The organism is Panacibacter microcysteis, from assembly GCF_015831355.1.
GTDB lineage: Bacteria > Bacteroidota > Bacteroidia > Chitinophagales > Chitinophagaceae > Panacibacter > Panacibacter microcysteis.
On sequence record NZ_JADWYR010000006.1, the window covers coordinates 1 to 10,646 of the forward strand.

The 10,646-nt window shown below is 37.3% G+C and carries 14 protein-coding genes; all 14 read left to right on the plus strand.

What is annotated here, in order from left to right; translation table 11 throughout:
* The first annotated feature begins 169 nt into the window (after nucleotides 1-169).
* Nucleotides 170-418, plus strand: coding sequence for a hypothetical protein (locus tag I5907_RS21375; protein ID WP_196992901.1), 249 nt, complete (start codon nucleotides 170-172; stop codon nucleotides 416-418).
* Complete coding sequence (locus I5907_RS21380; protein WP_196992902.1) at nucleotides 415-771, plus strand: hypothetical protein; 357 nt, start codon at nucleotides 415-417, stop codon at nucleotides 769-771. The genes I5907_RS21375 and I5907_RS21380 overlap by 4 nt, the downstream gene beginning before the upstream one ends.
* 232 nt (nucleotides 772-1,003) lie before the next feature.
* A complete protein-coding gene (locus I5907_RS21385) occupies nucleotides 1,004-1,345 on the plus strand; it encodes a hypothetical protein (RefSeq protein ID WP_196992903.1) in 342 nt (113 codons plus the stop codon).
* Entirely contained in the window at nucleotides 1,346-1,669 is a 324-nt protein-coding gene (locus I5907_RS21390; RefSeq protein ID WP_196992904.1) for a hypothetical protein, read from the plus strand.
* Between the two features lie 238 nt (nucleotides 1,670-1,907).
* Nucleotides 1,908-2,633: a DUF1963 domain-containing protein gene (locus I5907_RS21395; protein WP_196992905.1), complete on the plus strand. Its 726-nt coding sequence runs from the start codon at nucleotides 1,908-1,910 to the stop codon at nucleotides 2,631-2,633.
* Between the two features lie 257 nt (nucleotides 2,634-2,890).
* Entirely contained in the window at nucleotides 2,891-3,373 is a 483-nt protein-coding gene (locus tag I5907_RS21400; protein WP_196992906.1) for a hypothetical protein, read from the plus strand.
* Between the two features lie 216 nt (nucleotides 3,374-3,589).
* The gene (locus I5907_RS21405; RefSeq protein ID WP_196992907.1) at nucleotides 3,590-4,213 is read left to right on the plus strand and encodes a hypothetical protein; all 624 of its coding nucleotides are present in this window, start codon (nucleotides 3,590-3,592) and stop codon (nucleotides 4,211-4,213) included.
* 209 nt (nucleotides 4,214-4,422) lie between these two features.
* The gene (locus tag I5907_RS21410) at nucleotides 4,423-5,193 is read left to right on the plus strand and encodes a hypothetical protein (protein WP_196992908.1); all 771 of its coding nucleotides are present in this window, start codon (nucleotides 4,423-4,425) and stop codon (nucleotides 5,191-5,193) included.
* Nucleotides 5,194-5,434: 241 nt separating this feature from the next.
* Nucleotides 5,435-5,917: a hypothetical protein gene (locus I5907_RS21415; RefSeq protein ID WP_196992906.1), complete on the plus strand. Its 483-nt coding sequence runs from the start codon at nucleotides 5,435-5,437 to the stop codon at nucleotides 5,915-5,917.
* A 250-nt stretch (nucleotides 5,918-6,167) separates the two neighbouring features.
* Nucleotides 6,168-6,767 (plus strand): hypothetical protein, encoded by a 600-nt coding sequence (locus tag I5907_RS21420; protein ID WP_196992909.1) that lies wholly within the window; start codon nucleotides 6,168-6,170, stop codon nucleotides 6,765-6,767.
* Between the two features lie 227 nt (nucleotides 6,768-6,994).
* A complete protein-coding gene (locus tag I5907_RS21425; RefSeq protein WP_196992910.1) occupies nucleotides 6,995-7,612 on the plus strand; it encodes a hypothetical protein in 618 nt (205 codons plus the stop codon).
* A gap of 230 nt (nucleotides 7,613-7,842) precedes the next feature.
* Nucleotides 7,843-8,925, plus strand: a complete 1,083-nt coding sequence (locus tag I5907_RS21430) for a ligand-binding sensor domain-containing protein (RefSeq protein WP_196992911.1) — start codon at nucleotides 7,843-7,845, stop codon at nucleotides 8,923-8,925.
* A 226-nt stretch (nucleotides 8,926-9,151) separates the two neighbouring features.
* The gene (locus tag I5907_RS21435; protein ID WP_196992912.1) at nucleotides 9,152-9,724 is read left to right on the plus strand and encodes a DUF6985 domain-containing protein; all 573 of its coding nucleotides are present in this window, start codon (nucleotides 9,152-9,154) and stop codon (nucleotides 9,722-9,724) included.
* A gap of 259 nt (nucleotides 9,725-9,983) precedes the next feature.
* The gene (gene tsaA, locus I5907_RS21440) at nucleotides 9,984-10,442 is read left to right on the plus strand and encodes a tRNA (N6-threonylcarbamoyladenosine(37)-N6)-methyltransferase TrmO (protein ID WP_196992913.1); all 459 of its coding nucleotides are present in this window, start codon (nucleotides 9,984-9,986) and stop codon (nucleotides 10,440-10,442) included.
* The last annotated feature ends 204 nt before the right edge of the window (nucleotides 10,443-10,646 follow it).

Sequence of the window (10,646 nt, forward strand, 5' to 3'; positions counted from 1 at the left end):
GGCAGTTGTACTACTATCATCTAATATCGGGCTTGACTGAATTCTATTTGGCTTTTAGTTGTTAACTTCAACTTCAGTTTTTTAATCGGCTTCAGTTGCCGGGCAGACAGTTATAAAATACCAGCCCTGCGGCAAGCCTCGAACGTTGGTGGCAATTTAAAACGACAGCATGTTTCTTTTCAAAGTTGAAGACCATTTTAATGTGACAGGACGTGGACTAATTTTAGTTCCTGGTCTGGGTGACAAAAAAGCAAGCGTTGGTGACCCAATAAAAATAATCAGACCAGACCAAACATCCATTCAAACAAGTATCAGAGGCATTGGCTGGAATGAATTTCGTGACATTCTTGTGGAGAATAATTTGACAAAAGAAGATGTTCCAATAGGTTCAGAAATTTGGCTAAACAAGGAACAATGAAAGCTGACATTGATAAATATAGAATCGTTTCAAAAATTTTCGTTGGTACAAATCTCAAATTAGTTTTTCAAAACAATTATGACACAGCCGACAGGAAAATTTTAGAGCTTAAAGAAGTCGTTGGATTTATAGAGAATGTAGAACCTGAGAAACCAATCAAGACTTTAAGACTTGACGAAGAAGGCGGTTCATATAATCTTGACCTGTCGCTTCGGCTACAAAGACCAGAGATTAACAATTTTCCGGAAGTTTTCATTTTTGTCGACACGACTTGTGTGAACTTTTGTTTTAGAGCTGTTGCAAAATTTATAGAGTTTAGAGATTGGACTGAAAAGGACAAATGGCTGCCGTGACAAAACTGCCACCAACATGGGGTTTGCTGCTATGCTGGCTGACGAATATACCCTCAACTTTTTGTTCACTATCAGCAGCGGTTCGGTCAGACGTAATTCTATTCGGCTTTAGTTCTTATCTTCATCATAATTAATTCTATTGGGCTGCGGTTCCGGGCTGGACGTTATAAAATACCAGCACAGCAGCAAGCCCTTGTCGTTACCTGCCATTATATTGGACACCCTACACACAATGACAAACAATAGCAACAGCAAACTTCTTTGGACATTACCTTATGTTGTTGTGGCGTTCGAACTCTTATTTTCATTTATTGGGCTTTCCGAATTTTACAATGTAAAAATCGCTGGACAAGAATCTGCATATCCGTTCGGACCAATTAATGAAAATCAATGGTACTATCAAAACGCATCGGTTTATGCAAACTATAATCTGACAAGTGGTCTTATGTTTTTAGCAGCTTCAGTGTTGACAGTTTGGGCGACAATTAAAAAAAGCAGAACCCTTGTTATTTTAGGCATTGGTTTGACAATCCTATTTTTCATTGCGGAATTAAATAGCGATAAAGTTCAATAAATGAAATTAAAAAGGGTTTTGCAAATAGTTTCGTTCGGACTTTTATTTTACCTGCTTGCTGACAGTTTTCTGCATTTTGATTTTGTAGCTTCAAAGAACGAAGCTTTTACTTCAATGCAAAAAACAGAGATTGACGCAACTCAAAATATTGACACAGTAAAACAAAAAGCAAAGGATTATCTTGATACAATTCGCCGTGTACACAGAAAGCATTCAGATAAAGCAGTAATTAATTTTTGGTCGTTAGTTGGGCTAATCATTACTCAAGCATTTCTCTTTATCAACAAACAACCTAAAAATGCGACCGAGAATAACGGCAGGTAACAAAAGGTTTGCCGCAAGGCTGGCGGACGTAGTAACAATCGGCAGTTTTACTACTATCAGCTAATATCGGGCTTGACCGAATTCTATTTAGCTTTTAGTTGTTAACTTCAACATCATTTTTCAATCGGCTTCAGTTGCCGGGCTGACACAGCAACAATTCCAGCCCTGCGGCAAGCCTCGAACGTAAGCTGTAATTGCCCTCACGACATCAAACCCGTTTTAATTTTTAAAGTTTCAGATGGACAGGACTCAAAAAGTATTTGACATAATAAGATTTACGGCAGGCAAGACACTCTTTTACGGAGCTTCTATAGAGATGCCACAAATCTTGCTTGACACTGGAAATTACACAAAACATACAGATGTAAATTTTCCCTTGGGGCACTCAAGATATGGCGGACCTATCGTTGACCTTCCGCCAGGCATTGAATATCCAAAGGGTTTATTCTTTGCAGCCCAACTTGATTTGTCAAAATTTTCCCCCTTTGACAAATCTGGACTTTTACCAAAGTCAGGACAGGTGCTATTTTTTGCCAACATCAGAAACGACACAGGGAAAGTATTTTATGTTGACACCCCCAACGAAAATTTGATTAGACACATAAAAGAACATGATGACGACTTTTTTTCGGGCAGGCTTGTTGACAAAATATTCGCTGACACAGAAAAATTATCAGAAAGAATTAGAGAACCAGAAGACGATGAAATGGACTATGTAAATAAAGATGGAAAAATTTGGGACCACACTGCTGGTAGTGAGAAATCAAAAATATTTGGAATGTTCACTCATTGCCAATACGGACAAGATGAAATAGAGAAGATAATTTTTTCAGATAAAATTTTACTTCTTCAAGTTGGTGAAAACGATTTTAATGACGAGGGAGTTTTTAGTGTACTAATTGACAAAACCGATTTACAAAATAAAATATTTGACAACTGCGAATTTGCGTGGGGACAATCTTAGCGAAGAATGCAACTACAGCTTACATGGGGTTTGCTGCTATGCTGGCAGACGAATAAATCTTCATCATTTTGTTCGCTATCAGCAGCGGTTCGGTCAGACGTAATTCTATTCAGCTTTAGTTCTTATCTTCATCATCAGTAATTTTATTGGGCTACAGTTCCGGGCTGGACGTTATAAAATACCAGCACAGCAGCAAGCCCTGTTCGTTGTAGGCAACCCAGACACAACCCTTATACAATTATTGACAGACTAAAATTATGAAAGGCAAGACTCTTTTAATTGTAACTGTAACTGGACTTTTGACATTTATATTAGGTTGGTTTCTTCATGGTGCAATGCGACCAATATATCAAACAAAAGATACCCAAATGATTCAAGGTTTTATTGACACTGTTTCACATGCGGACACTATTAAGAGTAATAGTTTTGCTCATGCTGTTTCCGGACATTTTATATTGACTGAATCAAATTGTGCTGGCTTAAATTTTATTAATAATGACATAGTTCTTTGGACAAACGAAATTGCCTGTAACGACCCAGACACTTTAAAAATTCGTTGGTTGAGCGATTCAACTTTTATGACAAGAAGCACTCTACGAATTGATAAAAGTTGTCCTCCAAGAGTTGACATCTACAAGGTTGTTTCCTTTGATCGCAAACACTTAACCTTAAAATCTATTTGGACAGGATGGAATGAAGCAAAAGATGAAAACTTAGAATTAATCAAACAACCTAATTAAGCGATGGGCTACCTACAACATGGGTATTGCTGCAAGCGGGGCTGGACATTGAAACTTCGGCAGTTTGCATCGCTGTACTTCAGTACGGGCTGGACGAATATCTCTATGACTTTAGTTGTTATCTTCAACAAAATATTTTCAGTCAGCATTTGTTCCGGCCTGGACGATCAATGAATATCCCGCCTGCAGCAATACCTGACCGTTGTACGCCACTTTATGAGACCTCAAATTTTAGTATACTTACTTTTTACTTTAACTGCTTGCGGACAGACAAAAGACAATTCGCAAAAAGGCACTGGCATTCCAAAAATTGACACAACGCAAAAGCAAACAAAAAATATGTCTGACTATTCACCAACTTTTGACAAAGCCCATCCGAAAGCAAAAGCATTATTGACAGAAGATTTTTATTTCAGTCCTATTGATGAAACTGGACCTTTTGGTAATGACGATGGAGCAGACACATATGCTGGCTTTAAAGACTGGAGAACAACTCACTCAAATAATGACCCAGCGGATTTCTTATTTGATCAAATAAATGAATGGGGTTATCCAAAATTTGACATTTACGAAACAGACATAAATAAACTGACCCCATATTTAAAGGAAAGTGATTTAAGTAGTCGTTATATGTCGGGCATTGACGCAGCTATTATTTCAATTGCTTTTGGACAATTTTATTTAGAAGGAACTATTTATAAAAGTTTTAAGGAAACAGCTTTAATTGCAATCAAGCGTCAACTCATTCCGGAAATACTATCGCTTTGGGGTGACACATATAAAATAGAACGAGAATTGAAGCTAAATAAAATGTTAGCAGTTCTAAATCAAGTTCACTAAAAGCGGCGTACAACAAAAGGTTTTGTGCAATTGGGGCTCGATGTGGAAGCAATCATCGGCAGTGCATATCCAAGCTATATATTCGGCGGACGTAACTCTGCCGGGCAGTAGTTCTAAACTTCGGCTATTAGTTATAAATTTAGCTTCAGTTCCGGGCAGACAGTTGGTTAATTCCCAACTGCACAAAGCCTCGAACGTTAGCTGTAATTATGACAAGACTCTTCACAATATGTACCCTTTTCCTTTTTTCTTGCAACACAAGTGACAAAACTCTTGACAAAAAGTTAGACGGCTTTAAATTCCCTGTTCTCATACATCAGACAAAGTTTGACAGTTTGGAGCAGTGGAAAACAGACGGTATTAATGAGATTTTTCCAAACTTTGTCGGACAATACAAGTTTACAGACACAGTAAACTTTGACACTGAAAGGCAACACAGAAATATCGATGAGCAGCAATATAGATGGGAACACAATGTGTATGATTTCGACACCTTATCATCTGACGGTTTACAAATTTATACAGACTACGGCAAGACAATTATTTCTAAACTCTATTATGGAGCGACAAAAGGAAGTACCTTTTTTCCAGTTTATGTTGTCAATGAAACTACCGAGCCTAAAATTTTTGTTGCCAAAGACAGTTATGTTTTTGCTATACAAGAAGCAGTAGATACAAGTAATTATAATAGTTGGTATGCAATCGAAGCAAGGGGTTTTGACTTTTGTGGTAATGGTTATTTTAGACGTAAACTAATGCCAAAAGAATTCATTGTTTTCCTAATGCCAAAGTATTCAGGAACAGACACCACTTATTTTCGGACAAGAATTAAAAATGGAGAAAGCGTTATTATCTCAAAGCCGTACAAAGGAACTTTTAGCTCAAAACAGTTTACTGTAACTAAGGACAATCATTGGGGAAAGGATTTGAAAGATATGGACTACAAGTGGATGTTTTATGGGGCTCGTAACAAAGAATAACTACAGCCAACATTGGGTTTTATGCAAGTTGGGCATGACCATAAACCTCAGCTAATTGCAAATCCAGGCTTCAGTCCCAGCAGACGAATATCTATCAACTTTTGTACTTAACTTCATCAACATATTTTTAATCAGCAGCGGTTATCGGCAGAAGGAATACTATTTCCCAACCTGCATAAAGCCCTGCTCGTTGTAGGCAACCCAGACACAACCCTTATACAATTATTGACAGACTAAAATTATGAAAGGCAAGACTCTTTTAATTGTAACTGTAACTGGACTTTTGACATTTATATTAGGTTGGTTTCTTCATGGTGCAATGCGACCAATATATCAAACAAAAGATACCCAAATGATTCAAGGTTTTATTGACACTGTTTCACATGCGGACACTATTAAGAGTAATAGTTTTGCTCATGCTGTTTCCGGACATTTTATATTGACTGAATCAAATTGTGCTGGCTTAAATTTTATTAATAATGACATAGTTCTTTGGACAAACGAAATTGCCTGTAACGACCCAGACACTTTAAAAATTCGTTGGTTGAGCGATTCAACTTTTATGACAAGAAGCACTCTACGAATTGATAAAAGTTGTCCTCCAAGAGTTGACATCTACAAGGTTGTTTCCTTTGATCGCAAACACTTAACCTTAAAATCTATTTGGACAGGATGGAATGAAGCAAAAGATGAAAACTTAGAATTAATCAAACAACCTAATTAAGCGATGGGCTACCTACAACACGGGTATTGCTGCAAGCGGGGCTGGACATTGAAACTTCGGCAGTTTGCATCGCTGTACTTCAGTACGGGCTGGACGAATATCTCTATGACTTTAGTTGTTATCTTCAACAAAATATTTTCAGTCAGCATTTGTTCCGGCCTGGACGATCAATGAATATCCCGCCTGCAGCAATACCTGACCGTTGTGCGTCACCTAGGATAACATTTCCTAAAAACCAAATCGAGTTGACATGATGGCAATGATTGAATTGCTTTTGATTATTTTGAAGATTATTGTTCTCTCAACCATTTATACAACAGTTGTTTTGTTAGTGATATTCATATTGTCAAAAACAACAAGCATTCAATGGACAAAATATGTATGGGCAAAAAAGGTTCGATTTTGGCTGTTAAGCCACCTTGTAATTTCAGTTTTACTTTTTGTTCTCTCGTTTTCTTATTGGCAAGACACTGGACTTGGTGATAATTCAAAAATTCCTGTTGGTTACGGTCAGACAATTCAGAGTGAAGATTTTGCTTGGACATACTTCTATCCTGACCCAGACAAAACAGAACCAAATCAAGACGAGCTAATTATTGAGGACTATAAAATCTTTGACCAATTTCTTTGTGCAAAAGTTTCCCATCAAAATACAATCAGTCCAAGCTATGACTACATAGTTTACGACTTGAAAAATAAATCTCTAAAAACATTTGATAGTGAGCAAGAGTATTCAAGCTATGTCGATATAAATTCGCTCCCTAAGACAAATAAGTTCTACGACTTTCAGAAGCATTATCACGAATATTTGGACAATAGACCAAAATGGAAAGCTTGGTTGCTTCCATAAAAAGGCGAACGCACAACAGGCGGTTTGGCAATATGACGGGGCATCGAATATGTGCTCAGCTTTTTGTTAGCTAATCGGCTTCAGTTCCAGCCGACGAATAAAGCCGGGCAATAGAATAAACAATGAACTTTTAGTTATAAATTTAGCTGCGGTTACGGGCTGACGATTTTCAAATGCCGCCACATCGCCAAGCCGTGAACGTTACCTGCTATGCTATTCGACATCGTATGCTAATCAAAATTGACAGACAAGAAGCCATTAATAAATTTCCAATCCTTCCATTGCGACATTACGATCGTAAGAAGGACGAAGATGTTTTTAAATCGCCAAAAGTCTTTGCCAATTATGTTTTGACGGTTCCTTCAAAATCTTATAAAGGACATCAAAAGTTGCTCGGGACACAAATTGCTTATTTAGCCAAAAACTTGGGCTCCGACCATTTGGTATTTTTAGGTGACATAGACATAGCTTGGCTCAAACGGCTTGACACTTACGAGAATTTTCAAGAAGCACTACAATATTTAGTTGGCAATAAAATCGGTAAGCGATTTAATGGAGCCTTGAAAGTTGCGATAAGTGAACTTCCAAGTTTTATAAAAAATCTTAGTTGGTTGGTGCGGACAAATGGCATCTTGCCATACGTTCACTTCACCGACCCAGGACAAAATATCGTGGCGTACATCTGCCAATATGGAAATGTTCATATCTCGACAAGAAGTAAAACTGCTGACAAACGTTTTAAAGACATTGTTTCTAAAAGTCAGTTTACTTATTTGACTGACACAAATTGCGTTAATAAATTTTCGAAAAGCAGTGCTATCAAGGGCAGGACAATTACAGTATGAAGAAGCACAGCAGGTAACATTGCATTGGCAATATGGCGGGGCGACGAATAAATTCTCAACTTTTTGTTCGCTATTTGGCTTCAGTTCCAGCCGACGAATAAAGCCGAGCAATAGAATAAGCAATGAACTTTTACTTATAAATTTAGCAGCGGTTACGGGCTGACGATTTTCAAATACCGCCACATCGCCAAGCCGTGTCCGTTGTGCGTCATACTAAAGACACCGTTTCAATGAAAATGAAATTTGGTAATCAAAACATTTTTATTCCTTGCTGGACATTTTTGCTGGCTGTTACAATCTGTTGCAACAGTCAAAGTCAATCAAATAAGGAAGATCAGGTAGTACAGACTAAGACTGACAGCAAATTGTTGAAATTCAAAACAGGCGTTCGTTCAATTTTAGAGGATAGAAAAGGAAATATTTGGTTTGGTAGCCACCAAGAAGGAGTTTGTTTACTTCATAATGGAGAGTTCCAATATTTTACAACGGAAAACGGACTAAGTGACAATCAGGTGAGGAATATCTATGAAGATAAAAAAGGAATAATTTGGTTTGAATGTGGAAAAGGATTAAGTATTTATGATGGACAAAAAATATCTATTTATAAAGAAAGAAATTACGACTCAACAAAACAATGGAAATTATCTGATAGTGACCTTTGGTTTAAAGGGGATGAAACTGCGGGCTACAACAAACTTGAAGGAAATCCAGGTGTGTATCAATATGACAAAAAAATACTTTCATATAGAACATTGCCTGTTAAAACAAAATTAGGGCAAGAGAATCATTATTCAATTTCGACAAATTTTGTAAGAAGTAAAAATGGAGCGGTTTGGTTTGGAACTTATGGTGCATTGATTGGGTATAATGGTTCAGATTTTAAAATAATAAACGATGGTTCTTTGGGACTAAACGACGAAACAGGACATCTCCATATCCGCAGTATTATGGAAGATAGCAAAGGGAATCTTTGGATTGGTAATAATGGAATTGGGGTTCTTAAATATGAGGGAAAAAAGGTAGTCAATTTCACAGACCAACAAAAACTGAAAAAGGAGGACACCAAAGGCAATTCTCTTGAGAGAGTATTTTCCATTGGAGAGGATGCTTCAGGGAATATTTGGTTTGGGACTGCAGAATCTGGTGTATGGAGATATGATGGTAATTCTGTGAAAAATTTTACCAAAAAAGATGGTCTCGATGGTGACCTTATTTGGATTATTTACAGAAGCAAAACAGGAGAATTGTGGTTTGGCGGTGGTCCCAATGGTGTGTATAGTTTCAATGGCAAGTCTTTTGACAGAAAATATTAACTAGAAGTACGAACGCACAACAGGTGGTTTGGCAATATGGCGGGGCGACAAATAAATGCTCAACTTTTATTTGCTATTTGGCTTCAGTTCCATCCGACGAATAAAGCCGAGCAATAGAATAACCAATGAACTTTTAGTTATAAATTTAGCAGCGATTCCGGGCTTGCCGATTTTCAAATGCCGCCACATCGCCAAGCCGTGAACGTTGCCTGCAATTAATTCGAAGATGCTTAAAATCTTAACAATAATCTTTTTGACACTTCTTTTTGGTTGTAATCTTGACAACAAAAACAAAAATCCAAATGACAATTCCAAAATTCCGACAAGGAAAATGACCGACACAACACACAATGAATATACTTTAACTTGTAGGTTCAGTTCATTTGACACGACAGTTGATGTAATTTTTAATAATACTGTGGACACAATAAACGACTGCCAAAAGAAAAATTATGAAGGCTTCATTTCTAAACAAGACTATTTAGTGCCAGAAATTCTTCAACAAGTTTTCGAGTATTATAAAAAATCATATCCGGACTACTATCAAGGTTGGAGTTATGGTAATCAGTTGACAAAGCAACAAATTGAAGAAAATTTACCGACACCAACAAATGCTATGAATTTGAAAAAATTTATAGAACCGCTATCAGTATATATCGCTGACAACAAGAACTGCGAAGAAGGAACATTTGGAATTTATTTTGACTGTACATGGGACATTAAAAGTAGTTTAGGTGTTGTAATAAAAAAGTGGAAAGTAGCTGAGGTAGGTACGGGTGACATTGCATTTCTGTTCTAATCGCAAGTCTTTAACTGCAGGCAACAGGCGGTTTGGCAATATGGCGGGGCGACGAATATGTGCTCAGCTTTTTGTTAGCTAATCGGCTTCAGTTCCAGCCGACGAATAAAGCCGGGCAATAGAATAAACAATGAACTTTTATTTATAAATTTAGCAGCGGTTACGGGCTGACGATTTTCAAATGCCGCCACATCGCCAAGCCGTAGCCGTTAGCGGTCATTGTAACGAAACTCACAACAGACAATAATACTAAGACAATATGGAAATAAAATTGATACCAATTGCGACAGTGAAAAACTCACGAACAGAACCAATTGACGACCATTGGGAAACAATTATTGCAGAGATAGAACTTGTAGACCATATTCCGACAGAGGCGTTAGAAAATATTTCAGACTTTTCACACCTTGAAATAATTTACTACTTTGACAAAGTTAAAACTGACGACATAGTTTTTTCAGGCAGACCAAGAGGAAATCCTAACTATCCGTTAGTTGGCATTTTAGGACAACGCAAAAAAGACAGACCAAACACAATTGGACTTTGTACAGTTGAATTACTCGAACATAACGGACGGACGATTAAAGTGAAATATCTTGACGCAATTGACGGAACACCAATATTGGACATTAAACCAGTATTTAAAGAGTTTCAACCTAAAACAGAAATTAAACAACCTATTTGGGTTGCGGACTTAATGAAAAATTATTGGAAATAAAAGAATGAAAACAACGAACCGCTAACATGGGTTTGGCAAAAGTGGGGCTTGACGAACAAAGGCTCAACTTCAGTTTTTCAATGTCTCGTCCTGAAATAGGTTGACTAAAAATCAACCAAATCATGGATTTAAAAGAACAGATCATTGCGGAGTATTTAACGCAAGGCTGCGGCTTCAGGAAGCTGGCAGCAAAGTATGGCATCA